This window comes from Pseudomonas abieticivorans, assembly GCF_023509015.1.
GTDB classification, from domain to species: Bacteria; Pseudomonadota; Gammaproteobacteria; order Pseudomonadales; family Pseudomonadaceae; genus Aquipseudomonas; species Aquipseudomonas abieticivorans.
The window spans coordinates 70,424-97,134 of sequence record NZ_CP094975.1; the positions used below are offsets into that span (position 1 = coordinate 70,424).

Consider the following 26,711-nt stretch of genomic DNA (forward strand, 5'->3'; position numbering starts at 1 on the left):
CGAGGTAATGCCAATGGCCACCCTGAAAATAAAAAACCTGAAAAAAGGCTTCGAAGGGCTCTCGATCATCAAGGGCATCGACCTGCAGGTCAACGACAAGGAATTCGTGGTATTCGTCGGCCCCTCCGGCTGCGGTAAATCGACCCTGCTGCGCCTGATCGCAGGCCTTGAAGAGGTCAGCAGCGGCACAATTGAACTGGACGGGCGCGACATCACCCAGGTCAGCCCGGCCAAGCGCGATTTGGCCATGGTGTTCCAGACCTACGCCCTGTACCCACACATGACCGTGCGCAAGAACATGAGCTTTGCCCTGGACCTGGCCGGCGCGCCCAAGGCCGACGTACAACGCAAGGTGGACGAGGCCGCGCGCATCCTGGAACTGGCGCCTTTGCTGGAGCGCAAGCCCAAGCAGCTGTCGGGCGGCCAGCGCCAGCGCGTGGCCATTGGCCGGGCCATCGTGCGCAACCCCAAGATCTTTTTGTTCGACGAGCCGCTGTCCAACCTCGACGCCGCCCTGCGCGTGCAAATGCGCCTGGAACTGTCGCGGCTGCATAAGGAGTTGCAGGCCACCATGATTTACGTCACCCACGACCAGGTCGAAGCCATGACCCTGGCCGACAAGGTGGTGGTGCTCAATGCCGGCCGCGTGGAGCAAGTGGGCTCGCCGCTGGAGCTGTACCACGCGCCGGCCAACCTGTTCGTAGCAGGCTTTCTGGGCACGCCGAAGATGGGCTTTCTCAAGGGCAAGGTCAGCCGCCTTCACGACCAGGGCTGTGAGGTGGACCTGGCCGCTGGCACGCGCATCACACTGCCACGGGTCAACGGCAACCTGAGCGTGGGCAGCGAGGTCACGCTAGGCATACGCCCCGAGCATTTGGAGCTGGCCAGCCCCGGCCAAACCCAACTGGCGGTGACCGCCGACGTGGGCGAGCGGCTGGGCAGCGACACCTTCTGCCACGTGATCACTGATTCGGGCGAACCCCTTACCCTGCGTATTCGCGGCGACCTGGCCAGCCAATATGGCGAACGCCTGAGCCTTTACCTGAACGCCGAACACTGCCACCTGTTCGATGCCGATGGCATCGCCGTGGCCAAACCGCTGCTCGCCGCCGCCTGAACCCGAGTACATGCCATGAAACTCACCCAAGCAACCCTGCAGCAGCTGCCCGATGACATCAAGCGCCCGGCTTATGACCGCGCCGCCACCACCCAAGGCATCGTGCACATTGGCGTGGGCGGTTTCCATCGCGCGCATCAGGCCTATTACACCGACGCCCTGATGAACCTGGGCGAAGGCCTGGATTGGGCCATCTGCGGCGCGGGCCTGCGGGCCGAAGACCGCGCCGTGCAGGATGCCCTGGCCGGCCAGGACTACCTGTACACGCTGGTCGAACTGGGCGACACGCCCGACACCCAAGTGCGGGTGATTGGCACGATCAGCGACATGCTGTTGGCCGAAGACAGCCCACAGGCGCTGATCGATAAACTCAGCGAGCCGGCTATCCGCATCGTTTCGCTGACCATCACCGAAGGCGGTTACTGCATCGACGACAGCAGCGGCGAGTTCATGGCCCACTTGCCGTTGGTGCAGCACGACGTGAGCCACCCCCAGGCGCCAAAAACCGTGTTCGGCTTTCTCTGCGCCGCCCTGGCCCAGCGCCGCGCCGCCTCGGTGAAGCCGTTCACGGTGATGTCCTGCGATAACCTGCCGCACAACGGCGGCGTGGCGCGCAAGGCGTTGCTGGCGTTCGCGGCTCTGCAAGGCGGCGACCTGCACGACTGGATCGCCGAACACGTGAGCTTTCCCAACGCCATGGTCGACCGCATCACCCCCATGACCAGCAACGCCCACAAACAGCAACTGCATGACCGCCATGGCATCGACGATGCCTGGCCGGTGGTGTGCGAGCCGTTCGTGCAATGGGTGCTGGAGGACAAGTTCGGCGACGGCCGCCCGGCCTGGGAAAAGGTCGGCGTGCAATTCACCGACGACGTCACGCCCTACGAAGAGATGAAAATCAAACTGCTCAACGGCAGCCACCTGGCCCTGACCTACCTGGGCTTTGTGCACGGCTACCGCTTTGTCCACGAAACCATGAACGATCCGTTGTTCGTGCGCTACATCCGCGCCTACATGGACCAGGACGTGACCCCGCAACTGGCCTCGGTACCGGGCATCGACCTTGAGGGCTACAAGGACACCCTGATCGAGCGCTTCTCCAACCAGGCCATCGCCGACCAACTGGAGCGGGTGTGCTCGGACGGCTCCTCCAAGTTCCCCAAATTCACCGTGCCCACCATCAACCGCCTGATCGAAAGTGGCGGTGACCTCAACCGCGCAGCCCTAGTGGTGGCCGCCTGGGCCCTGTACCTCAAGGGCGTGGACGAGAAAGGCAGCCACTACCGCATCCCCGACCCGCGCGCCGCCTTCTGCCAGGCGCTGGTGGCCGATGATGGGCTGGTGACCCAACGCCTGCTGGGCGTGGACGAGATCTTCGGCACGGCAATGGCGCAGTCGGCGGAATTTGTCGCGGCCTTTGAAATCCAGCTCAAGCACTTGCGCCTCAATGGCGTTCAGTGGACGCTGGAGCACCTGCTCAGCGCGAAGGAATAACCGCCATGTACCTGGGAATCGACTGCGGCACCCAAGGCACCAAGGCGTTGATCCTGGATGCCGACAGCGGCCAGGTGCTGGGCCAGGGTGCAGCGCCCCACACAATGGTCAGCGGCGCCAATGGGCGCCGCGAACAAGACCCGCGACAATGGTTGGATGCCTGTGTGACGGCCACCCGCCAGGCCCTGGACGCCGCCGGTATCAACGGCGCCCAGGTGCGTGGCGTGGGCGTCTCCGGGCAGCAGCACGGCCTGGTGCTGCTGTGCGAGCAGGGCCAGGTACTGCGCCCTGCCAAGCTGTGGTGCGACACCGAGTCCAGCGCCGAGAATGACCGCCTGCTGGCGCAGTTGGGCGGTGTGCAGGGCTCGCTCAAGCGCCTGGGCCTGGCCATTGCGCCGGGCTACACGGTGTCCAAGCTGCTCTGGACCCGCGAGCAACACCCCGAGGTGTTCGCCCGCATCGCCCACATCCTGCTGCCCCATGAATACCTCAACTATTGGCTGACGGGGCGTTGCTGCAGCGAATATGGCGACGCGTCCGGCACCGGCTACTTCGACGTGCGCACGCGCCAATGGGACCTGGACCTGCTGGCCTCCATCGACCCGCGCCTGGCCGGCGCCCTGCCCGAGCTGATCGAGTCACGCCAAGCGGTCGGCACCGTGCTGCCCGGCATTGCCAACCTGCTGGGCATCAGCCCCCAGGCCGTGGTGGCCAGCGGCGGCGGCGACAACATGATGGGCGCCATCGGCACCGGCAACATCGCACCCGGCATCCTGACCATGAGCCTGGGCTCATCCGGCACCGTGTACGCCTACGCCGACAGCGCACAGGTGAGCCCGGAGCCCGAGGTGGCGACCTTCTGTTCGTCCAGCGGCGGCTGGTTGCCGCTGATCTGCACGCAAAACCTGACCAATGCCACCAGCGCGGTGCGCGAACTGTTTGCCTTGGACATCAATGCCTTCAACCAGCAAGTCCAGGCAGCGCCCATCGGCTGCGACGGGGTGCTGATGCTGCCCTTTCTCAATGGCGAACGGGTACCCGCCCTGCCCCATGCCAACGGCAGTTTCCAGGGCCTGACCAGCACCAACCTGAGCCCGGCCAACCTGTGCCGCGCCGCCGTGGAGGGCACCACCTTCGGCCTGCGTTACGGGCTGGACTTGCTGCGTGCCAGCGGCGTGCGCAGCACCAGCATCCGGCTGATCGGCGGCGGCGCCAACAGTGCTGTCTGGCGGCAGATGGTCGCCGATATCATGAACACCCAGGTGGTCTGCCCGCGCCAGCCAGAGGCCGCCGCGCTGGGCGCCGCCGTGCAAGCGGCCTGGTGCATGGAGCCGGTCTCACTTGCCAGCCTGTGCCAGCGCTGCGTGCAGTTGGCCCCCGACCATCATGCAAGCCCCGTGGCGGCGAACGTGGCACGCTATGAAGCGGTCTATCGCGACTATCGCCAGCACATTGCCAAGCTTTAATTTTGGAGCCTTTATGTTTCTTGTTTGTGGTGAAGCCTTGTTCGACTTTTTTTGCGAGCCAGACCGGTTCAGCCAAACCTCGCGCCTGGGGTACCAGGCGGTCGCGGGCGGCTCGCCGTTCAACGTGGCCATCGGCCTGTCGCGCCTAGGGGTGGAATCGGCATTGTTGGCCGGCTTGTCGACCGATTACCTGGGCCAACGCCTGGCGCACATGCTGGACGAGGAAGGCGTGCGCAGTGATTTCGTGCAGCACGTGGAGGCGCCCACCACCTTGGCCATGGTGGCCGTGGGCGCCGATGGCTCGCCGCAATACAGTTTTCGCGGCGAAGGCTGCGCCGACCGGCAACTGCTGCCCAGCCAGTTGCCCACCTTGGGCGAACAGGTACGCGGGCTGCACGTCGGCTCGTTTTCATTAGTGGTGGAACCCATCGCCAGCACGTTGCTGGAGCTGGTGCGCCGCGAAAGCGGCCGACGGCTGATCAGCCTGGACCCCAACGTGCGGCTCAACCCGGCACCCGACATTGACCTGTGGCGCCGGCGCATCGCCGAGTTCGCAGGCCACGCGCACCTGATCAAGGTCAGTGATGAAGACCTGCACCTGCTGTACCCCGGCCAGGACAGCGCGGCGATTGCCCAAGGCTGGCTGAGCCAGCAATGCCAGTTGGTGTTCATCACCCGCGGCCGGGAAGGTGCGCAAGTGTTCAGCCGCCAGCACGGCAGTTGGAGCGTACCGGCGCGTGAGGTGGCCACCGCCGACACGGTGGGCGCTGGCGATACCTTCCAGGCGGCGCTGATCACCTGGCTGACCGAACAGGGCCTGGACTCTACAGAAGGCCTTGGGCAACTGACAGCCGCGCAACTGGACGCGATGCTCAACTTTGCGGTGCGTGCAGCGGCATTGACGTGCAGCAAGGTGGGGCCGGACTTGCCTTATAGGCATCAACTGGCTTGAGGCCAACACCTTTAGGCTCTGTAAGAACCTAGTGCCAGGGCCTAGCCTGGCACTAACCAACTGTAACGACTCAGTATGAACTCGCACACTCATAGAACATCGATCATTTGAATATCCACGCCCCCCTGCAGCGCCATTTGAACACCTTTTATACCGCGTCAAATTCCCCCACCAACTAACTAATACTTTTGAAAGATCTTACGAATCTATCGGAAAGTTCTGTCAGAAGATTCCTGCAAGTGCGCACAACACACTAAACCTTTGCGCCGTCGTCATTTTATTTTTTCCGACTTTTATTCGGTAAATTGTTTACTCTCAATTCAGACGACACTATAGTTTGGATAACACCCGCTCAAATATCAGCGTTTATCGCTCGCCGTTGACGGGCCACGTTTCACTCTAAAAGGAGCTCCCCATGTCCAGACTCGCTGAATTCCGCGCCGCCGAAAAGGCACTTCAAGAACAACTGGCCCAGTTGGAGTCCTTGAAGAACGACGCCGGCCTGAAAAAGGAAATCGAGTTCGAAACAAAACTCCAGAGCCTGATGAACAGCTACGGCAAGAGCCTGCGCGACGTGGTAGCCATTCTCGACCCGGCAGCCGCCCGCTTGAGCCTGCGCTTGCCTAACGCTTCGGCCAAGCCCAAGCAGACGCGCCGGCCACGGGTGCTGAAAATCTACGACAACCCCCACACCGGCGAGCGTGTCGAGACCAAGGGCGGCAACCACCGGGGCCTCAAGGCCTGGAAAGAAAAATACGGCGTGGCCACGGTCAACGGATGGCTGCGCGGCTAAACCCACTCATGAAGAAACCGGCACAGGGCCGGTTTTTTTATGCCGAAACAACTGGTCTGAAAAACACCCTGTCGGTTTTTTTTCACAACTTTTTCACGTCCATTCTTACAGGATAAAGGCTGCTGAAGGATCAGCGCCCCAATGCCCGCTTCGGCGGGCTTCTTATTGCCTGGCGTTTGACTGCGGCACATCAACGCAGCGCAGACGTTCCTATCAAGGGGTGTGGCGGGTATCATGGGAGGCTGTCTTTTTTACCGCCTCAGGAGTTCTCATGAGCCTGCAAGCCCTTAACGCCGTTCCCGGCGTCACCGCCTCCCCCGATACCGCCACCGCGCAGTTCGTGTTCAACCACACCATGCTGCGCGTGAAGGACATCGAGAAGTCCCTGGACTTCTACACTCGCATCCTGGGTTTCAGCCTGGTAGAAAAGCGCGATTTCCCGGAAGCCGAGTTCAGCCTGTACTTCCTGGCCCTGGTGGACAAGGCCGATATCCCGGCCGATGACGCCGCGCGCAACCAGTGGATGAAGTCGATCCCCGGCGTGCTGGAGCTGACTCACAACCACGGCACCGAAAACGACCCGGCCTTCGCTTATCACAATGGCAACACCGACCCGCGCGGTTTTGGTCACATCTGCCTGGCCGTGCCGGACATCCGCGCCGCCTGCGAGCGTTTCGAAGCCTTGGGCGTGAATTTCCAGAAGCGCCTGAGCGATGGCCGCATGAAGCACCTGGCTTTCATCAAGGACCCGGATGAGTACTGGGTAGAGATTATCCAGCCAACCGAGTTCTAAAACGCACCGTGGGAGCTCTGCTCCCACAGCCCCCACGATGTGGGCGACCTGGTGATCAGGCCGGCGCGGAACTACGGATCAGGTGATCGAAGGCGGCCAGCGAAGCCTTCGCGCCCTCGCCCAAGGCGATGACGATCTGCTTGTACGGCACGGTGGTCACGTCACCGGCGCCGAAGATACCGGGCAAGCTGGTTTCGCCACGGGCATCGACCATGATCTCGCCACGCTGGGACAACTCGATGGTGCCCTTGAGCCAATCGGTGTTGGGCAGCAGGCCGATCTGTACGAAAATCCCTTCCAGCTCCACGGTGTGCTCTTCGCTGCTCTGGCGATCCTTGTAGCGCAGGCCGTTGACCTTTTGCCCATCGCCGGTCACTTCGGTGGTCAGGGCATTGGTGATCACCTTGACGTTCGGCAAGCTGTGCAGTTTGCGCTGCAGCACCGCATCGGCGCGCAACTGGCCGTCGAACTCCAGCAAGGTCACGTGGGCAACGATACCGGCCAGGTCGATAGCCGCCTCCACGCCCGAGTTGCCACCACCGATCACCGCCACGCGCTTGCCCTTGAACAACGGGCCATCGCAGTGCGGGCAGTAGGCCACGCCACGGTTGCGGTACTCCTTTTCGCCCGGCACGTTCATTTCGCGCCAGCGGGCACCGGTGGCCAGGATCACGGTTTTGGCCTTCAGGCTCGCGCCGCTGGCAAAGCGTACTTCGTGCAGGCCGCCGTCCTTGCCCGGGATCAACGCTTCGGCGCGTTGCAGGTTCATGATGTCGACGTCGTATTCCTTGACGTGCTCTTCAAGTGCCGTGGCCAGTTTCGGCCCTTCGGTGTGCTGCACCGAGATAAAGTTCTCGATGGCCATGGTGTCCAGCACCTGGCCGCCGAAGCGCTCGGCAGCGACGCCGGTGCGGATACCTTTGCGGGCCGCGTAGATGGCTGCAGCGGAGCCCGCCGGGCCACCCCCCACCACCAGCACGTCGAAAGCCTGTTTGGCGTTCAGCTTGTCGGCCTGGCGATCACCGGCACTGGTGTCGATCTTTGCAAGGATCTCTTCCAGGCCCATGCGGCCCTGGCCAAACACTTCGCCATTGAGGTAAACGCTGGGCACTGCCATCACTTGGCGCGCGTCCACTTCGGCCTGGAACAACGCGCCGTCGATGGCCACGTGGCGCACGTTGGGGTTGAGCACAGCCATCAGGTTCAGCGCCTGCACCACGTCCGGGCAGTTCTGGCAGGACAGCGAGAAGTAGGTTTCAAAGTTGAATTGACCCTTGAGCCCGGCGATCTGTTCGATCACCTCGGCGCTCGCCTTGGAAGGGTGGCCGCCCACTTGCAGCAGGGCCAGCACCAGGGAGGTGAATTCGTGGCCCATGGGGATACCGGCGAAACGCAGGCTGATATCCGCACCCGGGCGATTGACCGAGAACGACGGCTTGCGCGCATCGTTACCGTTGTCATGCAGCGTGATCTTGTCCGACAGGCCGTCGATTTCACGCAGCATGCCAAGCAATTCTTGGGATTTCGCGCCGTCATCGAGGGAGGCAACGATCTCGATCGGTTGGGTAACCCGTTCCAGGTACGATTTCAACTGGGCTTTTAGATTGGCGTCCAACATGCGGGCGATTTCCTTTTTTGGTTCGTATAAAAAACAATGCCCGAGCGAATTCGCCCGGGCATTGTTGGGGGCGACTGGTGCGTGATCAGGAGCGGGCCGGGCCTTCGCCGCAACCCGGCTCCCGCGTCAGGCAGGAGCCGCTGGCAGGCAGATGCTTAGATCTTGCCGACCAGGTCCAGCGAAGGGGCCAGGGTGGCTTCGCCTTCTTTCCACTTGGCTGGGCAGACTTCACCCGGGTGTGCGGCCACGTATTGGGCAGCCTTGACCTTGCGCAGCAGCTCGGAGGCGTCACGGCCAACACCGCCGTCGTTCAGTTCAACGATTTTGATCTGGCCTTCGGGGTTGATCACGAACGTGCCACGGTCAGCCATACCGGCTTCTTCGATCAGCACGTCGAAGTTGCGCGAGATCAGGTGGGTCGGGTCACCGATCAGTGGGTATTGGATCTTGCCGATGGTGTCCGAGGTGTCGTGCCAGGCTTTGTGGGTGAAGTGGGTGTCGGTGGACACGCCGTAGATCTCAACGCCCAGGTCTTTGAATTGAGCGTAGTTGTCTGCCAGGTCGCCCAGTTCGGTCGGGCACACGAAAGTGAAGTCGGCTGGGTAGAAGAACACGACAGACCACTTGCCTTTCAGGGCCGCTTCGGTCACTTCAACGAACTTGCCGTTGTGGTAGGCCTGAGCTTTGAACGGTTTGACTTGGCTGTTGATGATAGGCATCGGTGAATCTCCTGAGGGGTGTTTAAAAGTGATGGGGCAATCCTAGCCAACCAGGATGACAAATGCTCATTGGCAAACCTGATGCACACGATTGGTTTTGGCTATGAAGGGAGGTTATAAATAGACGAAATCCTTCTATCAGTCATAGGCCAGGGTAAACGTCGCCCGCGCCGGCGCCGTGCCGGGCGTGACCTGCGCCTGGGTCTGGATGTAGCGCGCGCTCAAGGCGATGCTGTGGCTGGACTCGCCCGAGGCCACCAAGCCGGTGCGCCACTGGCCCGGGTTGCCCAGTTGCGCGCTGTCGGCGCCGTAGTGCACCAAGCCGCCATCGGCGCGCTGCAACTGCAGGCCCACCCCACCCGCAGACGCCTCGGCGCCCAGTGACAATACCGCGCTGCGGTTGCCGGGGTCATTGACGTCGGTCAAGCTGACATGCACCCCCAGGCGCCCGCCCGCCCCGCCGCGGCAGGCCAGGCGCAGCTCGAAATCGCGCTTGGGGCCCAAGGAGCCGATGCCCTTGAACTCGCGCAACGCCTGCCCGCCCATGCTCACCCGCACCTGTCGCGAGGCAGGGTGCACCTCACAGGTGGGCTTTTGCGCAACGATGCGCACCGGGCCTGCGGCAAAACGCAAGCGGTGGCTGGCAAGCGTGCCGTACTGGCGCTGCGCACCCAGCCCGGCGAGTTCCAACGTGCCGTCGTACAGGGGGCCGGTCTTGATCAACTTCAGCCAATAGCCTGAACCCGGGCTCACGCTGGTTTCCCCGGCCACGGTGCGCGTGGTCGGTGGCCAGGTAACCCGCTCTTCAGGGCCCGGCAACTGGGTCAATTGCAGGCCCACGCCCGGCAGATTGCTGGCGTACACCCCCTCGCCGCCCCCCGCTGTCATCGGCGTCAACCACCCCACGCTCAGGACTTCACCGCCCTCGCAGTGCAGCGACGTGGGCAAGCCATTGACCTGCTGGGTATGCAGCACGCTGCCCACCGGGCCTGCATTGTCGACGATGATTTCGCCAGGCAAGTGCATCACCACCTCCTGCGGGCCGTATTCGGGGTAGAAGGCGCACGCTGCCTGGGCGATAGGGCTGGCCAATGGCAGCAGGCAGGCAGTGGCGATACAGCGAAAAAACAGGGGCATGCACAAAGTCTCGGGTCAGGTGTCACACGTGGCCTGCAACAGCGGGTAATCGTTGTCGGCAATCAGGTCGGGCAACTGGTAGGCAAACTGGCATTGCTGCGCGGCGCTCTCGCCCCACTGCACGGTAAGTTGGCCGGTTGGGGCCAAGCCGCGGGCGAACACTCGGCTACCCTGGCCCACCAGGCCCAGGGGTTGGCCATCGGCCGAGCGTACGTTGGCGCCAAAGGGCAGCGCAGTGCCGTCCTTGCGCCGTACGTCGAGCATCGCCGCCCGGCCAGTCAAGGTGGGGTAGCTGAGCAGCGCCACGGCACCGGCGCGCGGCACCACGTGCTGGCTGCTCACTTGCAGTTCGACGTCTTGGGGCAAGCCCTTGGGGTCAAGTTCCACGCGGTTCAGGCCGTAGGGCATCAGGCTTGGCATCACCCCGTAGCCGCGCGCGTCGAGGCGCGCGCCGTTGCCATTGACGATACGGGCGCCCGCCGCGTGGGGGGCGTGGACGATCGCGAACGTTTCCGAGAGCGGCTGGGCGAACGTTACCCCACCGCCATGGGCCACCAGCGCGCCGCGCAGCCCCACAGATGCCTGACTGGCACCGTCGCCGCCGCCCAGCCCGGCGCTCCATTGGCCTTGCGCGGCGCGCCAGGTGCCATGGCCACTGACACTGCGGCTGGCGCCCTGCGGGTCACGTTGGGCGCTGGTGTTCAAGCCCAGGCTGCGCTGCTCGTCACCCACGCTGTACCCCGCTTGCCACTGGCTGCGCCCCTGGTTGTCACGCACAAGGCTGCTGCTCAAGCTGCCTCGGTTACCACCCAGCGGTAGGCTCAAGGTCAATTGCAGGCGGCTGTCGGCCCGGCCTTGGTCATCGCGCTCGCGGCTCAGGGCCAGCCCGTAACCCAGGTGCTGGTAGCGGTTGCTATAGCTCAGCGTATAGTTCAACGATTGGCCGGCGCGCTGCCAGTAGCGGGTACTGACCGCCGACACTTGCAGGTGGCCGTAATCGTCCCCCAGGTGCTGGCCCAGGCCCAGTTGAGTACCGCTGCGTGGCTGCCAGGCCGCACCACGCCCGGCTGATTGGCGCTCCAGCAAGGCGGTGCGAAAGTCGTGGTAACCGGCGCTGGAATGCCAATAGCTTGAGGCCGACAACCGGGCCGCCGTGCCCGGCAATTGCCAGGCGTAGTTCAGCCGCCAACGCTGGCCTTGTACCCCACGCGCAAGCTCGCTGCGGGCTTGGGTCAGGTCAAGGCCAAAGGCACCAACCGAACTGTTCAGCGCGGTGCCCAAGAGCCCGGCGTAGTAGCCTTGGCTCAAGGTGCTGCCGGTGTAGGCGGTCCATGTATTGCTCACGCCGTGCTGCCAGGTGCCTTGGGCAAACAGCGGCCCATCGTCGAGTTCGGCTTCGTCGACCCGGCCCAGCACCGCGCTGTAGCGCCGGGCGCCTTCGCGCAAGGCCAGGGGCGTGACCGAATACGGCACGCTGAAGCGGCGCACGCTGCCGTCGGCCTCCAGCACGCTAACCTCCAGGTCGCCGCCAAAACCGCTGGCGTACAGGTCATCGATCACAAATTCCCCGGGGGCTACCAGCAGTTCCTGCAGCAGCACGCCGTTCTGGCGTATCGACACCTTGGCGTTGCTGGTGGCCATGCCGCGCACCACCGGCGCGAAACCACGCTGGGAGGCCGGCAACATACGGTCGTCACTGTTCAGTTGCAGGCCGCTGAAGCCGACCGAATCGAGCAATTCGCCCTGGCTGCGGGTTCGCCCCAGCAATGCCTGCGCCGCCCATTCACCCAATTCGCGTTGCACGTAGGTGGCCTGGTGCTGATAGCGCCCGCCGTCCTGGTCGCTGCCGCTCCAGGCGCCCTGATGGCGCCAGTGCCAATCACCGTGATTAAAGCCCATCGACACGCCGGCATACCCTTGCACCTGACGCGCCTGGCCTGCAGCATCGAAACTGAACAGGTTGAGGTTGTAATCGGCAAACCCTGCGTTTACGCCCGAATCCCACCGGCTGGGGTCTACCGAGCCCCGAGCCAGGCGCAGCAGGATCGACTGGGCAATGTCCAGGTCCAGGCGCAGGGTCGCCAGGTCTGCCCGCGCCCTGGCGTGCGGGTTGATCGCGGTCACGCCCACGCACCCATCCGGCACGTTGAGGCGTTGCACAATCGCCGGCGCCACGTGGTCCAGGTCCACTTGCGCAGCCTGCAGCAACGCGTGCGTGATGCAGACCTGGGCAGGCCCGCCATCGGGATCCCGGGCAATGCGCACGTCCAACCGGCCGCGGGGCTCAGCATTGACGTACAGGTCCAGGCGGTACTGGCCCGGCAACAGGGTTTGACCACGTTCGTACGCGCTGAGGTCGACCTCACCGGGCAAAAACCCGGACTCGAACTCCACCGGCTCAGCGCCCGCGAAGGGCATCGCCAACACGCCACAGCACATCATCGCCGCCGGCACAAAACGCTCTGTCACCGCGACAGCGCCTGGCGCAACGGCACGCCGGCGCCGTGGTCATTGATGGCGATGACGCTCACCTGCGCCTGGTCCGGCTGCAGCCCCTCGGCGCCCTCCACGGCAAAACGCTGCTGCCCGAAAGGCGCTACAAACCCCGCCCCGGCGGCGTAGCTACGTGCACCCAGCACCAGGTTTACCTCGCCCAGATTGACGTAGAACGGCGAGCGGTTGTCGGCCTGCAGTTGCCAGCCGCGACCTTCACGCAGCAGGGTCCACTGCACGCCCTGCAAAGCTTGCACCGCGCTACCGGGCAGGCCTGCGGGGCGGAACATCACCTTGATGCGTTGCCGGATGGCCATCTGCAAATGGTTGCCGCCGGCCTCCTCGGCGCCCAGGCGCGGCGGAATCTCCAGCACGTTGAGCCAGAACAGGCTTTCGCGATCGTTGGGCAACGGTTCGCGCGAATGAATCAGGCGCAGGGCCTGGCCTTTGTCGGGGTCCAGGCGAAACATCGCCGGGCTGATACTGAACGGCACCTGGGTGGCATGGGGTTCGGCGCTGGCGTCACCGGTATCCAACCAGGCCTGCACCAGGGCCGGCGTGCGCCCCTGGTTGCTCAGTTGCACGGTGACTTCGCGCTCTTGCGCCGGATAAATCACCCGCGTCGCCGAAATGATCACGCTGGCCTGGGCGGTGCCCAGCCACAGGCACGCCAGAAGCGCCCCTAAAGAGCGCAGCAAGAAAGACTTCATGGGAATGTCCTGGAGCGGTGGGCAGCCTGGCCGCGGCGCGGCTGCCCCTGGGGCTTATGGGAAGATCAGCGTGTATTGCACGCGGGTTTTCACCAGGCCCGGCGTCACGGCGCCGGTGGCGGCGTATTCGGCAAAGTAATCGAGCGTGGCATTGCCGCCCGACACGGCCACCAACTGCGAATTCTGGCTGCCGGCCGCCTTGCTGGCATCGATCGGGCCATGCCGGTCGTTAAGCAGGCCCACTTCCACGTTCTGGGCGCCGCCGGCGTCCACGATCAAGCGGCCAGTAAGCGGATTGACGGTAGGGCCTGGCTCGAAATAGGTGTACACGCTCCCGGTTTCCGGGGTGCATTCGGTCAGGTTCAGTTGGAACGGCGTGCGCCCGGTTGTTGGGCTGGCCTGCGAGAACGCATTCATCGAGACGTGGGGCAGGTCCACGGTGAAGTTCGGCTTGTCGTCGTTGATCTTGCAGGTGTTGGCTTTAATGTGGCCATCGAAATCGATTTGACCGTCGGCCGCGTTCGCACCTGTAAATACTGTCATAAATGACACAGCCAACGCGGCAGAAAGTACGATCCGTTTCATTTCTAGAATCCTTTGCAAGGCAAAACAATAACCGGCGAGACGATGCCTCGACCGGGCACTGAGGTTCAGCGCCGGCGCAGTATGGGGGTAGAGGCAGGGAAAATAATGTCGGAAAAGTTGTAGGCTGGCGTAGTACAGAAACGTTTAATTGGGGGAAATAAGCCATTTCCGAAGCCGAAAAAAAATCCCCGCCAACCCCATGCAAAGCGTCTAGTACGGGCCTTACAAGTTGTTAAAGGGGATCCAACCGTGACCCTTGAATTGATTAGCGGTCGACGGGCGTCCGCATGGTCACGAATTCTTCCGCGGCAGTGGGGTGCACACCGATGGTCTCATCGAACAGTTGCTTGGTGGCGCCGGCCTTCAGGGCCACGGCCAAGCCTTGGACGATCTCGCCGGCGTCCGGGCCGACCATGTGGCAACCCAGTACCTTGTCGGTCTTGGCGTCCACCACCAACTTCATGAGCGTGCGTTCCTGACACTCGGTCAGGGTCAGTTTCATCGGCCGGAAGCGGCTTTCGAACACCTGCACGTCGTGGCCTTGCTCACGGGCCTGTTCTTCGCTCAAGCCCACGGTGCCAATGTTGGGTAGGCTGAACACCGCCGTCGGGATGTGCTGGTAGTCCACCGGGCGGTACTGCTCGGGCTTGAACAAGCGGCGCGCCACGGCCATGCCTTCGGCCAGGGCCACCGGCGTCAATTGCACGCGGCCGATCACGTCGCCCAACGCCAGGATCGACGGGTCGCTGGTCTGGAACTGCTCGTCCACCTGGATGAAGCCGTCCTTGTTCAACGCCACGCCGGTGTTTTCCAGGCCCAGGTTGTCCAGCATCGGGCGCCGGCCGGTGGCGTAGAAGATGCAGTCGGCGCTGAGCGTGCGACCATCCTTGAGGGTGGCCAGCAGGCTGCCGTCGGCTTGCTTGTCGATGCGTGCGATGTCGGCATTGAACTGCAGGTCCAGGCCGCGCTTGGTCAGCTCTTCGGCCAGGTGCTTGCGCACCGAGCCGTCGAAGCCGCGCAAGAACAGCTCGCGGCGGTACAGCAAGGTGGTCTGTGCGCCCAGGCCGTGGAAGATGCCGGCAAATTCGACGGCGATGTACCCGCCCCCCACCACCAGCACACGCTTGGGCAGTTGCTCAAGGAAGAATGCCTCGTTGGAGGTGATGGCGTGCTCGCGGCCCGGAATGTCGGGGATCTGCGGCCAGCCACCAGTGGCGATCAACACGCGCTCGGCGCTGTAGCGCTGGCCATCGACTTCCACGTGATGGGCATCGACGAAGCGTGCGTGCCCTTCCAGCAGCTTGACGCCACTGCTGACCAACAAGTTGCGATAGATGCCATTGAGGCGCTCGATCTCGCGGTTCTTGTTGGCGATCAGGGTGGGCCAGTCGAACTGGGCCTCGCCCAAGGTCCAGCCAAAGCCGTGCGCTTGCTCGAAGTCTTCGGCGAAATGCGCGCCGTACACCAGCAGCTTTTTCGGCACGCAGCCAACGTTCACGCACGTGCCGCCCAGGTAGCGGCTTTCAGCCACCGCCACCTTGGCGCCGAAACCTGCGGCAAAACGCGCCGCGCGCACGCCGCCGGAACCGGCGCCGATGACAAAAAGGTCGAAATCGTAGTTCATTCAAAGATCTCCACTGGCCTTTTCGCGGATGAATCCGCTCCTACAAGACATGATTCCTACGCGAGGAGGCCCTCAAGTCATACAAACAAAAACGCCGCTCTCCGAAGAGTAGCGGCGTTCAGTACCCCAAGGACAGCAGACTTATCAGTAAGCCTTGCCAGTCTTGTAGAAGTTCTCGAAGCAGAAGTTGGTGGCGTCGATGTAACCTTCGGCGCCGCCGCAGTCAAAACGCTGGCCCTTGAACTTGTAGGCCAGCACGCAACCGTTCTGCGCCTGTTTCATCAGGGCGTCGGTGATCTGGATCTCGCCACCCTTGCCTGGCTCGGTTTGTTCGATCAGGTCGAAGATGTCCGGGGTCAGGATGTAGCGGCCGATGATGGCCAGGTTCGACGGTGCGTCTTCGGGGGCTGGTTTTTCAACCATGCTGTTCACGCGGTAGATGTCGTCGCGGATCATCTCGCCGGCGATCACGCCGTACTTGTTGGTCTCCGAGGGGTCGACTTCCTGGATGGCGACGATCGAGCAGCGGAACTGGTTGTACAGCTTGACCATCTGCGCCAGTACGCCGTCACCTTCCAGGTTGACGCACAGGTCGTCTGCCAGCACCACGGCGAAGGGTTCGTCGCCGATCAACGGGCGGCCGGTCAGGATCGCGTGGCCCAGGCCTTTCATCTCGGTTTGACGGGTGTAGGAGAACGAGCACTCATCGAGCAGTTTGCGGATGCCGACCAGGTATTTTTCCTTGTCGGTGCCCTTGATCTGGTTTTCCAACTCGTAGCTGATGTCGAAGTGGTCTTCCAGGGCACGCTTGCCGCGGCCGGTGACGATGGAGATTTGGCTCAGACCGGCTTCCAGTGCCTCTTCGACGCCGTATTGGATCAGTGGCTTGTTGACCACCGGCAGCATTTCCTTGGGCATGGCTTTGGTCGCTGGCAGAAAGCGAGTGCCGTAACCGGCTGCTGGGAACAAGCATTTCTTGATCATATGAGTCCTTACAAAGGGCTGTGCTTACGAGATTCGGCGCAGTCTAATCAGGCGGCGGCCACCTTACAATGCCCCGCGCCCGGCCGATCGAATGCAGAATAGAAAATTCCTGCGCTGGATAGTTCCACTGCGTATTGAATATTAAGTTACATTGCGCCAAGCGCCAGTGCTCAGGCGTTATTTCCTCTCCCTTTTTTCGAAGATGCAACCATGCATAAAACCCTAGCAGTGCTCGCTGTCCTGGCCCTTGGCGGCTGCGCGACGGCCTCACCCACAGTGCTGAAAAACGGCAAACAGGGCCTGGACATCGACTGTTCAGGCCAGGCCATGTCCTGGGACAGTTGCTACCAGAAGGCCCAGGCCTCGTGCGACGGCGGTGACTACGACATCATCGGCACCGACGGCACGCCCCAGCCCAAACCCAGCGACAAGACCCTGGGGGCCGACATCGGCAACTACAAAAGCCGCAGCGTCACGGTGATGTGCAAGTAACTCAGCCGGAAATGCACTTGGTGGCGGCACGTTGAACGTCATGGGGGCGCAGCGGCATGTTGGAAATGCGCTCGTGGACCTTGATCGTGCTGCCACTGGAACGCTTCTCGATGTAAATCACCGCGGCAGGGTCCGAGCTCAGCTTTTGCGGCACGATCACCCGGTAACCATCGTGCAACGGTTCAACGGTCGACGGCTTGCGGCTGGCCGCCAGGGCCCCGACCAGGCAGTCGGCGTAATCCTTGGGGTCTTTGCCAGACATCACGCTCATGGTTTCGGGGCTTTTCTCTATCTCGGCCACGCTCGCACACCCGCTCAACAACACAGCCATCGCCAACAGCGGCCACTTCATAGACACCTCCGATCGAAAAAAGCTCTGACAACGTAAAATACGCTTTGCTCCTCAGTGATGGCAGATTTATCGTGTCGCCGCGCAGGAAACGCGGCAACCGCCCGTGCCATCGTGCTATCGTTTTGATTTGCCAGTGATGCTTCCCGGAGAAAGACATGAAATTCGTACACCAGCGCGAACACCTCAACGAAGACGACCTGGTCGTCATCGTGTGTTCCCAGCGCTGCAACATTCGCCTGATGAGCGACGCCAACTTCCGCAGCTTCAAGAACGGCGGTCGGCACTCCTATCACGGCGGCGCGTTCGACACCTTCCCGGCAAAGATCACCGCACCCAGCACCGGTTTCTGGAACATTACCATCGACACCGCAGGCACCAAGCCACAGCCTGCCGTGCGCAAGCCGGCCTTTACCCACACGATCAAGATCGTCCGCCGCTCGTCTTCCAAGTTCTCCTGAAGGCTCGGCATTTTTGACAGGTACGCCCCCGTGACCACCAAGTATGTCATCAAATACAAGATCGACGGCGAACGCCGTTGGGATTTCGCGCAATTGACCGAAGGCACGCTGGAAGAAGCCCGCGCCGCGCTTGAAAAAATCCATGGCGATGATGCCGCCAGCATCACCGACATCACCGTCAGCAAGGCGCTGTAACCTGCGCCTGCCGCCATGACCCCGGACCTGTTCAGCGACACCGATACCGCCCAACCCCCGCGCATCGAGGCCCTCGGTACCCAGGCCTGGGTGCTACGTGGTTTCGCCCTGCCCTGGGTCGAAGGCGTGTTGGCACCGCTGCGCGAGGTGCTCAAGGCCGCGCCGTTTCGGCGTATGGTCACCCCCGGTGGCTTTACCATGTCGGTGGCGCTGAGCAACTGCGGCGCCTTGGGCTGGACCACCGACACCCACGGTTACCGCTACAGCCCGTTGGACCCGCGCACCGGCCTGCCCTGGCCAGGCCTGCCTATTGTGATTCGCGAACTGGGCATTGCCGCGGCCAGCGCCGCCGGCTTTGCCGATTTCGACCCCGATGCCTGCCTGATCAACCGTTACCTGCCTGGGGCAAAGATGTCGCTGCACCAGGACAAGAACGAGCGCGACCTTGAGGCACCGGTGGTGTCGGTCTCGCTGGGGTTGCCGGCTGTGTTCCAATTCGGCGGCCACGCCCGCGGCGACCGACCACTGCGGGTGCCGCTGCTGCACGGCGACGTGGTGGTGTGGGGCGGCGTGGACCGCTTGCGTTACCATGGGGTGTTGCCACTTGCCCAGGGCACGCATGCGGTGATGGGCGCGCAGCGGATCAACTTCACCTTGCGCAAGGCCGGTTGAGCTGCGCACCTGCGCGCCTACCGATTCACATCCACCACCACCCTGCCGCGCACCTGCCCGGCCATCAAGTGCCCGGCGGCCTGTACCACTTCGCCCAGACCAATCTCGCGGGTAATCAACGCCAACACGTCGCGGTCCAGGTCCTGGCTCAAGCGTTGCCACGCCTCTACGCGGTCCGCCTTGGGCCGCTTGACGCTGTCGATGCCCAGCAACGCTACCCCGCGCAAAATGAACGGCGCCACGCTGCCCGGCAAGTCCATGCCCTGGGCCAGGCCACAGGCGGCGACGGCGCCCAGGTAGCGGGTGCTGGCCAGCACGTTGACCAACGTGTGGCTGCCCACCGAGTCCACAGCGCCGGCCCAGCGCTCCTTGGCCAGCGGCTTGCCAGGCTCAGACAAGCTGGCGCGGTCGATCACCTCGCTGGCACCCAGGCGCTTGAGGTAGTCGTGCTCGGCCACCCGCCCGGTCGAGGCCACCACCCGGTAACCCAGGCGTGCCAGCAGCGCGATGGCAAAGCTGCCCACGCCGCCATTGGCCCCGGTCACCAGTACCTCGCCGTGCTCCGGTCGCACCCCCTGGCGCTCAAGGGCCATGATGCAGAGCATGGCCGTATAGCCGGCCGTGCCGATGGCCATGGCCTGGGCAGGGGTAAAGCCTTCAGGCTGGGGGATCAGCCAGTTGCCATCGACCCGCGCCCGCTGCGCAAGCCCACCCCAGTGGCCCTCGCCCAGCCCCCAACCGTTGAGGATCACCGCATCGCCGATGCGGTAGTCGGGGTGGGTGCTGTGCTCCACCGTGCCCGCCAGGTCAATGCCAGCCACCATCGGGAACTGGCGTACCACCGGCCCACTGCCGGTGATCGCCAAACCGTCCTTGAAGTTCAGGGTGCTGTAGGCCACCCGCACGGTCACGTCGCCGCTTGGCAGTTGCGCGTCGTCGATGGCCTTGAGGGCCGCGTGGTAACCGTTGTCGTCTTTTTCGATAAGAATGCCGTTGAACATAAAGACCTCTCTCTATTTAGACCGATCGTCTATAAATGGGTAAAAAAAAGCTGCCTTTCAGCAGCTGAAGAATGCCGTTTTCAAAAAACCGCTGACAAAAGTGCGCATCGGTTGCGCGTTGCGCAGCAGCCGCGCCCGCAGCACCGCGCCTTCCCAGCCGATCCAGAAGAACGCCGCCAGCTCGTCGCAGTTGGCGCCCTTGGGAATGTCGCCGGCCGTTTGCGCCGCTTTCAGGCACGTGCTCAGGCGTTGCTGCCAACTGAGGAACACCGCCTCGATGGCCTCGCGATAGCCCTCGGGCAACACGGTGATTTCCTGGCCCAGGTTGCCCACCAGGCAGCCGCGCTTGAACTCGTACTTGGCCATGCCCACCTGGGCGTCCTCGGAGAACGCCAGCACGCGCTCCAACGGCGACATGCTTTCATCGAGCAGCCAGCGGTCCAGCTTGCGGGCGAAGTAGTCGGCGTAGTTATCGAGCAGGGCCCGCCCGTAGGCGTCCTTGCTGGCAAAATAGTGATAGAACGAGCCCTTCGGCACCCCGACCCGCTTGAGGATCATGTCGATGCCAGTGGCACTGAAGCCTTGCTCGGTGAGGATCTCGGTGCCGCAACGCACCAACAGTTCGCGCGTGTCGTATTGCTCGCGCGGGACTTTGGGTGGGCGGCCGGGTTTGCGGGGGGTGGGGGTCTGGGTGGTCATGGGGGTAGATATTAGACTGATCGGTTTGGCTGTCAATGGCTTTCGTCGGTGGGCTTTTCGCGGATCAATTCGCCGGCGCCACGGCATGATCTGCAAAGCGCTACTGTTCAACCTGTATCGGCTCGCTATATATTTGGCTTCATAACGAAAACATCTCAAGGAGCCGCTGTTCATGACCTTTACTACCCCCCGCCTCGCCCTGCTCGGCCTGTTCGCTGCCATGGCCTTCAACGCCCAGGCCGATGAAGTGCAGGTGGCCGTGGCCGCCAACTTCACCGCGCCCATCCAGGCGATCGCCGCCGACTTTGAGAAAGACACCGGGCATAAATTGGTCGCCTCCTACGGCGCCACCGGGCAGTTCTACACCCAGATCAAGAACGGCGCGCCGTTCGAGGTGTTCCTGGCTGCCGACGACACCACCCCGGCCAAGCTTGAAAGCGAAGGCGACACGGTCAAGGGCTCGCGCTTCACCTACGCGGTGGGCACCCTGGCGTTGTGGTCGGCCAAGCAAGGTTACGTCGACGACAAGGGCGCCGTGCTCAAGGCCAACGAATACCAGCACCTGTCCATCGCCAACCCGAAAGCGGCGCCCTATGGCCTGGCGGCCACCCAGGTACTGGACAAACTCAAGTTGACCGAGGCCACCAAAGCCAAGATCGTCGAAGGCCAGAACATCACCCAGGCCTACCAGTTCGTCTCCACCGGCAATGCCGAGTTGGGCTTTGTCGCTCTGTCGCAGATCTACAAGGACGGCAAGGTCACCAGCGGCTCGGCCTGGATCGTACCGGCCAACCTGCATGACCCGATCAAGCAGGACGCGGTGATCCTCAGCAAAGGCAAGGACAGCGCAGCGGCCAAGGCGCTGGTGGCCTACCTGAAGGGCCCTAAGGCTGCGGCCGTGATCAAGTCGTACGGCTACGAGCTCTGATGCCACTCAATGCAAGTGATGCGTCGGCCATCTGGCTGACGCTGAAACTGGCCAGCCTCACCGTCCTGATCCTGCTGATCGTCGGCACGCCCATTGCCTGGTGGTTGGCCCGCACCCGCTCGCGCCTGCGCGGGCCGGTGGGGGCCATCGTCGCCCTGCCACTGGTGCTGCCGCCCACGGTAATCGGTTTTTACCTGCTGCTGGCGCTGGGCCCCCACGGCTTTATCGGCCAGGCCACGCAGGCCCTTGGCCTGGGCACTCTGACGTTCAGCTTCACGGGGCTAGTGATCGGTTCAGTGATCTATTCGATGCCCTTCGTGGTGCAACCGCTGCAAGGCGCCTTCACCGCCGTGGGCCAACGCCCGCTGGAGGTGGCGGCGACCTTGCGCGCCGGCCCCTGGGACACCTTCTTCAACGTGGTGGTGCCGCTGGCCCGCCCCGGTTTTATCACCGCCTGCATCCTGGGCTTTGCCCATACCGTGGGCGAGTTCGGCGTGGTGCTGATGATCGGTGGCAATATCCCCGACAAGACCCGCGTGGTGTCGGTGCAGATCTATGATCATGTCGAAGCCATGGAGTACCTCAATGCCCACTGGTTGGCTGCGGCCATGCTGGTGTTTTCCTTTATCGTGCTGCTGGCGCTGTACACCACCCAGCCGCGCAAGGCCGGTTGGAGCTGACTGTGGCATCACCGATTCATGCACGCCTTGCGCGCGACTTTGGCGAGTTCAGCCTGGACGTCGACCTACAGCTGCCCGGGCGTGGCGTCAGCGCGCTGTTTGGCCAGTCGGGCTCGGGCAAAACCACCTGCCTGCGTTGCCTGGCAGGCCTTGAAACCGCCGCCACAGGCTACATCGAAGTGGGCGGCCAGGTCTGGCAAGACAGCGCACGGGGGGTGTTCGTGCCGCCCCACCAGCGGCCCATCGGCTACGTGTTCCAGGAAGCCAGCCTGTTCGCCCACCTATCGGTGCGCCGCAACCTGGAATTCGGCTGGCGGCGTATCCCGCGCACCCAGCGCAAGGTGCAACTGCAACAGGCGTGCGAACTGCTGGGCATCGGCCACCTGCTGGACCGGCGCCCCAAGCACCTGTCGGGTGGCGAACGCCAGCGCGCCGGCATTGCCCGGGCGCTGTTGACCAGCCCGCAATTGCTGTTGATGGACGAACCACTGGCCGCCCTCGATGCCCAGCGCAAGCGCGAAATCCTGCCCTACCTCGAGCGCCTGCATGACGAACTGGAGATCCCGGTGGTGTATGTCAGCCACGCCCAGGACGAAGTGGCCCGGCTGGCCGATCACCTGGTGTTGCTGGACGGCGGGCGGGTACAGGCCAGCGGCCCGATCGGCGAAACCCTGGGGCGCCTGGACCTGCCCCTGGCCATGGACGATGACGCGGGCGTGGTCATCGAGGGCCGGGTCTGCGGCTACGACCCCAGCTACCAGTTGCTCAGCCTCAAGTTGCCCGAAAGCAACCTGTACATGCGCCTTGCCCATGCGCCAGTCGCCCAGGGCAGCCGCCTGCGCGTCAAGGTGCAGGCGCGCGATGTCAGCTTGAGCACCGGCGCCGAAAGCGCCAGCAGCATCCTCAACCGCCTGCCGGTGACGGTGCTCGCGCAGCGCCTGGCCGATAACAGCGCCCATGTGCTGATCAGCCTGGACGCCGACGGCACCCCGTTGCTGGCCCGCATCACGCGGTTTTCCGCCGACCAACTGCAGATTGCAGCGGGCCAGCGACTGTGGGCGCAGATCAAGTCGGTGGCCGTGCTGGCCTGAACCCCGCGTGCCCGCGCCCCTTTCAAACTGACTCACCGCAATAGGCCCGCAACCCCTCCATCAGGGGCGCCAGGCTGCTCTCCAGCGCGGCGATGGCCAGGGCCAGGTCTTGAGCGGCGCCTTGGCCGGCGCACAGCCGCTCCAGTGTCTCGCAAGCGGCCAGCAGTGGCTGCGCCTTGATCAGCCGCGCGCCGCCCTTGATGCGGTGCACCAACTGGCTCAAGGCAATCAGGTCCGGTTGCTCGCGCTGCGACACCAAGCGTTGCAGGTCGTCACGGCTGCACCTCAACAAGTTGCTCAACAGTTCGCGCACCGACACCACGTCGCCCCCGGTCAACTGCTCCAATGCACTGAGATCCATCAGTTGCGCCGCCAAGGGTCGCGCGCCCTGCGCGGTCACCGTCGACAGGTGATGGGCCAGGTCCTGCAGGCCCAGCGGCTTGAACAGGCAATCGTCCATGCCCGCCGCCAGGCAACGTTCGCGCTCCTCGGCCTGGGCGTTGGCGGTAAAGCCCAGCAGCCGGCAGGGCAAGCGCTGCGCCAGCGCCTCCTGGGCACGAATCGCCCGCGCCAGGCGGTAGCCATCCAGGCCCGGCATGTTGCAGTCGGTGATGACCACGTCGAACACCTCTTCGTGCCAGCGCGCCAGCCCCTGCTCGCCATCACTGGCCAGGATCACCCGATGCCCCAGGTAACCCAACTGTTGGTCCAGCAGCACGCGGTTGGCCGGGTAGTCGTCCACCACCAGGATACTCAGGGCGCTATGCCCGTCCGAACGCTCGCCCATCAGTGGCAATGGCGCCCCCACCACCGCGTTCAAGCACGGCAACGTCAGCGACAGCACCGCGCAGGTGCCTTGGCCCAAGGTGCTGTGCAGGCTCAACTGGGCGCCCATCAGTTCGCACAGCCGGTGGCTGATGCTCAAGCCAAGGCCGGTGCCCTGGCGTGCAGCGTCGGGGTTATTGCTGGCCTGGTGAAAGGCGGCCCCCAACACCGCCTGGTCGGCCTCGGGTATGCCCACGCCGGTGTCCTGCACCTGCACCTGCACTTGCAGGCAGTCGCCGTCGCGCTCGCAGCGCACCTGCACGTTCACCTGGCCGCGCTCGGTGAACTTGATCGCGTTGCTGACCAGGTTGGAGACAATCTGGCGAAAGCGCATGGGGTCCATTTGCACTTCAACCCGTGCGTCACCTTCCAGTTGCAAGCGCAGGGGCAGGTTCTTGGCCCGCGCCGGGCCATCGAACAGGCGCACCACGGCTTCTACCTGCTGGCCCACCTCACAGCGTTGCGGCGCCAGTTGCAGGTGGCCGGACTCGATACGGGTGATGTCGAGGATGTCGCCGATCAGCTCCAACAGGCTACGCGCCGCGCCCGAGGCAACGTCCAGGGCCAGCTTGTCGAGCACCCCGGCGTCGGCCTTGCGCGTGGCCAGTTCCAACATACCCAGCACCGCATTCATGGGCGTGCGGATCTCGTGGCTCATGGTGGCCAGGAACGTGGTCTTGGCCTCACTGGCCGCCTCGGCCTCTTCCTTGGCGGCCTGGTAGGCGGTGCACAGGCGTATCCGATCGGTGATATCCGTCCAACCGGCGATCATCCCGACTATCTCGCCGTCACCGCCGCGGTAAGGCAGCATCCAATGGGAAATGGTCATGGCCCGGCCCGCCTCCAGCACCACCTCCCGGTCTTCGAACACCGCACCGCCGTCCTCCATCAAGGCCAGGTAACCCTCCTGGTAACGTTGCGCTTCGTGGGGCGGAACTACATGAGTCGCGGTAATCAGCAGGCCCAGGGTGGCCTCGCGGGTGATGTCCAGTGCCTTGAGGTAGGCATCGTTGCACATGGTCAGGCGCCCCTCGCGGTCGCGCACATAGATAGGGTATGGGGTGCCCGAAATCATCGCCTGCATGAATGCCCATTGGTCCAGCAGTTCTTTTTCGGCCTGGCGGCGCCGGCGTACCTGGCGCCGCAAGGAGCGGATCCAGGCCAGCGCCAGTACCCACAGCAGCACCAGCACCGCACCGGCCCCCGCCACCCAGCCGGCATAGCGGCGCCACGAGCTGTCGGCCACGATGACTTCACTGCGCCAGCGATGGGTCAACTCGTCCAGCTCCTGAGGGGTCAGGCTGAGCAGCGCCTTGTTCAGGATCGATTGCAACTCCTGCGAGCCGCGCGCCGTGGCGAAGGCGTAATTGGGTGACTCCAGCGGCACCGCGGCGGTGACCCGCAGCTCGCCACGGTGGTGGCGAGCAATCAGGTAACGCGAGGTGATCAAGGCCATTACCCCGGCCTTGGCATTGCCCTGGGCGACCTGGCGCAGCACATCGTCGGCCCCTTTGGCTTCCACCAGCGGCACTTGCGGATAATGGGTGCGCAGGTAGGCAATCTGTTCGCTGCCCTTGGCGATGGCCAGGGGCTTGCCACTCATTTCATCCAGGCTCACCGGGGCATTGTCGCTGTCTGGCGCCACCATCACCATGCTGCTGGTCAAATAAGAGCGGGTAAAGCTCAAGTGCTCCTCGCGCCCGCGGCTGGGCGGCAGCGCGGCCAGCAGGTCGGCTTCACCGCCCAGCACTTTCTGGATCATGCCGGCGATGGAGTCCACGTCGATCACCTCGAAACGCACGCCGATGCGCTGGCTTATCTTGCCCAGCACATCAGCGCTCAAGCCCCGGAAGTTGCCCTGTTCGTCGCGAAAGGAAAACGGCATGAAGTGCTTGTTCATTACCACCCGAATGCGCGGGTGCTGCTGTAGCCAGCGTTGCTCGCTGTCGGTAAGGTCCAGCGCCGGGCGCGGGTTGATCACGCCAGAACCGCTGCTCCAGCGGTGCAGGATTTCGGTGCGCTCGCGGGCCTGCACCGCCATCAATGCCACGTTCACCAGCGTCATCAGGCGGTTGTTGTGAATATTGGAGGCAAAGGCGAACGTGTTGCTCTGGCTGATGGGCGCATACACCAGTTGCAAGTTGCTGAACTGGCTGCGGCTGATCTGGTTGGCCGCAGCCAAGGCATTGCCCAGGAACAGGTCGGCCTGGCCGAACGACACCGCGGCCAGCGCGCTGAGGGTAGAGGGGTAGTTCACCGGTCGCGCATGGGGGTAGAGTTGCGCCACCACCTCGGCCGGCTGGTAGTGCTCGAGCATGGCCAGGCGGGTATCGGTGCGTAGCGGCTCCAAAGCCCCGGGGTCGTCCACGCGGCTGGCCAGGATGGGTTGGTCCTGTACGTAGGGCATCGACAGGATCAGGTTGGACTCGGCGGCCTCGAAGCCATTGGAGGTGGGCAGCAGGTCCACTTCACCGCGCCACAACCCTTCAATGGCCGCTTGCCGGGACCCGTAGCGGCGCACCTCGACCTTGAGGTTCAACAACTCGCCGATCAAGCTGGCGTAATCGGCGCTCATGCCCTCGTACTGGTGCCCAGTGCCCAGAATGTCGAACGGCGGGTAGTCGGGCTGGGTCACGCCCAGGCGCAGCACGCGGCGCTCCCACAGCCAGCGCCGGTCCTCGTCGGTCAGCTCCACGCGCTCCAGCAACGCCGGGGTGGCGCGCGAGCGGCCGTAGAGCTCCGGCGGGTTGTCCTCGGCCAGGGTCGGCGTGCTGGTCAAGCACAGGCACAGGCCCAGCAGCAGTGATCGTATCCTTGTGATCGCCATCTC

The 26,711-nt window shown here is 63.7% G+C and carries 25 protein-coding genes; 13 read left to right on the top strand and 12 right to left on the bottom strand.

Annotation, left to right across the window (positions count from 1 at the left end; genetic code table 11):
* Positions 1 to 13: 13 nt before the first annotated feature.
* The 6 genes from L9B60_RS00280 (at position 14) to gloA (ending at position 6,618) form a co-directional block, all read left to right on the top strand.
* Complete coding sequence (locus L9B60_RS00280) at positions 14 to 1,117, top strand: ABC transporter ATP-binding protein (RefSeq protein WP_249674982.1); 1,104 nt, start codon at positions 14 to 16, stop codon at positions 1,115 to 1,117.
* Between the two features lie 15 nt (positions 1,118 to 1,132).
* On the top strand, positions 1,133 to 2,614 hold the full coding sequence (locus tag L9B60_RS00285) for a mannitol dehydrogenase family protein (protein ID WP_249674983.1): 1,482 nt from the start codon (positions 1,133 to 1,135) through the stop codon (positions 2,612 to 2,614).
* Between the two features lie 5 nt (positions 2,615 to 2,619).
* Positions 2,620 to 4,080, top strand: a complete 1,461-nt coding sequence (gene xylB, locus L9B60_RS00290) for a xylulokinase (RefSeq protein WP_249674984.1) — start codon at positions 2,620 to 2,622, stop codon at positions 4,078 to 4,080.
* A 13-nt stretch (positions 4,081 to 4,093) separates the two neighbouring features.
* Positions 4,094 to 5,032 carry a carbohydrate kinase family protein gene (locus L9B60_RS00295; protein ID WP_249674985.1) on the top strand — a complete coding sequence of 313 codons (939 nt, stop codon included), beginning with the start codon at positions 4,094 to 4,096 and terminating at the stop codon, positions 5,030 to 5,032.
* A 415-nt stretch (positions 5,033 to 5,447) separates the two neighbouring features.
* Positions 5,448 to 5,825 (top strand): histone-like nucleoid-structuring protein, MvaT/MvaU family, encoded by a 378-nt coding sequence (locus L9B60_RS00300; RefSeq protein ID WP_249674986.1) that lies wholly within the window; start codon positions 5,448 to 5,450, stop codon positions 5,823 to 5,825.
* 271 nt (positions 5,826 to 6,096) lie between these two features.
* Positions 6,097 to 6,618 (top strand): lactoylglutathione lyase, encoded by a 522-nt coding sequence (gene gloA, locus L9B60_RS00305; RefSeq protein WP_249674987.1) that lies wholly within the window; start codon positions 6,097 to 6,099, stop codon positions 6,616 to 6,618.
* Between the two features lie 55 nt (positions 6,619 to 6,673).
* On the opposite strand, the gene ahpF is transcribed toward gloA, so the two are convergent.
* From ahpF to galU, 8 genes are all read right to left on the bottom strand, one after another.
* Entirely contained in the window at positions 6,674 to 8,236 is a 1,563-nt protein-coding gene (gene ahpF / locus L9B60_RS00310) for an alkyl hydroperoxide reductase subunit F (RefSeq protein ID WP_249674988.1), read from the bottom strand.
* 155 nt (positions 8,237 to 8,391) lie between these two features.
* Positions 8,392 to 8,955 carry an alkyl hydroperoxide reductase subunit C gene (ahpC, locus tag L9B60_RS00315; RefSeq protein WP_249674989.1) on the bottom strand — a complete coding sequence of 188 codons (564 nt, stop codon included), beginning with the start codon at positions 8,953 to 8,955 and terminating at the stop codon, positions 8,392 to 8,394.
* A 138-nt stretch (positions 8,956 to 9,093) separates the two neighbouring features.
* A complete protein-coding gene (locus L9B60_RS00320; RefSeq protein ID WP_249674990.1) occupies positions 9,094 to 10,092 on the bottom strand; it encodes a fimbrial protein in 999 nt (332 codons plus the stop codon).
* 15 nt (positions 10,093 to 10,107) lie between these two features.
* On the bottom strand, positions 10,108 to 12,561 hold the full coding sequence (locus L9B60_RS00325) for a fimbria/pilus outer membrane usher protein (RefSeq protein ID WP_249674992.1): 2,454 nt from the start codon (positions 12,559 to 12,561) through the stop codon (positions 10,108 to 10,110).
* Complete coding sequence (locus tag L9B60_RS00330; RefSeq protein ID WP_249674994.1) at positions 12,558 to 13,295, bottom strand: fimbrial biogenesis chaperone; 738 nt, start codon at positions 13,293 to 13,295, stop codon at positions 12,558 to 12,560. The genes L9B60_RS00325 and L9B60_RS00330 overlap by 4 nt, the downstream gene beginning before the upstream one ends.
* A gap of 54 nt (positions 13,296 to 13,349) precedes the next feature.
* Positions 13,350 to 13,838: a fimbrial protein gene (locus tag L9B60_RS00335; RefSeq protein WP_249674996.1), complete on the bottom strand. Its 489-nt coding sequence runs from the start codon at positions 13,836 to 13,838 to the stop codon at positions 13,350 to 13,352.
* A 307-nt stretch (positions 13,839 to 14,145) separates the two neighbouring features.
* Positions 14,146 to 15,504, bottom strand: coding sequence for a glutathione-disulfide reductase (gene gorA / locus L9B60_RS00340; protein ID WP_249674998.1), 1,359 nt, complete (start codon positions 15,502 to 15,504; stop codon positions 14,146 to 14,148).
* 144 nt (positions 15,505 to 15,648) lie between these two features.
* Complete coding sequence (galU, locus tag L9B60_RS00345) at positions 15,649 to 16,488, bottom strand: UTP--glucose-1-phosphate uridylyltransferase GalU (protein WP_249675000.1); 840 nt, start codon at positions 16,486 to 16,488, stop codon at positions 15,649 to 15,651.
* A 210-nt stretch (positions 16,489 to 16,698) separates the two neighbouring features.
* Here galU and L9B60_RS00350 point away from each other — a divergent pair, with 210 nt between their 5' ends.
* Positions 16,699 to 16,980 carry a hypothetical protein gene (locus tag L9B60_RS00350; protein ID WP_249675002.1) on the top strand — a complete coding sequence of 94 codons (282 nt, stop codon included), beginning with the start codon at positions 16,699 to 16,701 and terminating at the stop codon, positions 16,978 to 16,980.
* A 1-nt stretch (position 16,981) separates the two neighbouring features.
* On the opposite strand, the gene L9B60_RS00355 is transcribed toward L9B60_RS00350, so the two are convergent.
* Entirely contained in the window at positions 16,982 to 17,332 is a 351-nt protein-coding gene (locus tag L9B60_RS00355) for a hypothetical protein (protein WP_249675003.1), read from the bottom strand.
* Between the two features lie 155 nt (positions 17,333 to 17,487).
* Here L9B60_RS00355 and L9B60_RS00360 point away from each other — a divergent pair, with 155 nt between their 5' ends.
* The 3 genes from L9B60_RS00360 to alkB are packed head-to-tail and all read left to right on the top strand — an operon-like array spanning position 17,488 to position 18,657.
* Positions 17,488 to 17,790 (top strand): DUF1883 domain-containing protein, encoded by a 303-nt coding sequence (locus L9B60_RS00360; RefSeq protein ID WP_249675004.1) that lies wholly within the window; start codon positions 17,488 to 17,490, stop codon positions 17,788 to 17,790.
* A 30-nt stretch (positions 17,791 to 17,820) separates the two neighbouring features.
* Complete coding sequence (locus tag L9B60_RS00365) at positions 17,821 to 17,985, top strand: hypothetical protein (protein ID WP_249675005.1); 165 nt, start codon at positions 17,821 to 17,823, stop codon at positions 17,983 to 17,985.
* A 15-nt stretch (positions 17,986 to 18,000) separates the two neighbouring features.
* Positions 18,001 to 18,657, top strand: a complete 657-nt coding sequence (alkB, locus tag L9B60_RS00370) for a DNA oxidative demethylase AlkB (RefSeq protein WP_249675006.1) — start codon at positions 18,001 to 18,003, stop codon at positions 18,655 to 18,657.
* Positions 18,658 to 18,674: 17 nt separating this feature from the next.
* Here the strand turns inward: alkB and acuI are convergent, their stop codons facing one another.
* Both acuI and acuR read right to left on the bottom strand, forming a co-directional pair.
* Positions 18,675 to 19,658, bottom strand: a complete 984-nt coding sequence (gene acuI / locus L9B60_RS00375; RefSeq protein WP_249675007.1) for an acrylyl-CoA reductase (NADPH) — start codon at positions 19,656 to 19,658, stop codon at positions 18,675 to 18,677.
* Between the two features lie 57 nt (positions 19,659 to 19,715).
* Positions 19,716 to 20,357: an acrylate utilization transcriptional regulator AcuR gene (acuR, locus tag L9B60_RS00380; protein ID WP_249675008.1), complete on the bottom strand. Its 642-nt coding sequence runs from the start codon at positions 20,355 to 20,357 to the stop codon at positions 19,716 to 19,718.
* Between the two features lie 172 nt (positions 20,358 to 20,529).
* On the opposite strand from acuR, the gene modA reads away from it, so the two are divergent.
* The 3 genes from modA to modC are packed head-to-tail and all read left to right on the top strand — an operon-like array spanning position 20,530 to position 23,056.
* A complete protein-coding gene (gene modA, locus L9B60_RS00385; protein WP_249675010.1) occupies positions 20,530 to 21,285 on the top strand; it encodes a molybdate ABC transporter substrate-binding protein in 756 nt (251 codons plus the stop codon).
* Positions 21,285 to 21,965 carry a molybdate ABC transporter permease subunit gene (gene modB, locus L9B60_RS00390; RefSeq protein WP_249675013.1) on the top strand — a complete coding sequence of 227 codons (681 nt, stop codon included), beginning with the start codon at positions 21,285 to 21,287 and terminating at the stop codon, positions 21,963 to 21,965. The genes modA and modB overlap by 1 nt, the downstream gene beginning before the upstream one ends.
* A 2-nt stretch (positions 21,966 to 21,967) precedes the next feature.
* Positions 21,968 to 23,056, top strand: a complete 1,089-nt coding sequence (gene modC, locus L9B60_RS00395; protein ID WP_249675016.1) for a molybdenum ABC transporter ATP-binding protein — start codon at positions 21,968 to 21,970, stop codon at positions 23,054 to 23,056.
* A 22-nt stretch (positions 23,057 to 23,078) separates the two neighbouring features.
* On the opposite strand, the gene L9B60_RS00400 is transcribed toward modC, so the two are convergent.
* The gene (locus L9B60_RS00400; protein ID WP_249675018.1) at positions 23,079 to 26,708 is read right to left on the bottom strand and encodes a transporter substrate-binding domain-containing protein; all 3,630 of its coding nucleotides are present in this window, start codon (positions 26,706 to 26,708) and stop codon (positions 23,079 to 23,081) included.
* Positions 26,709 to 26,711 lie beyond the last annotated feature (3 nt).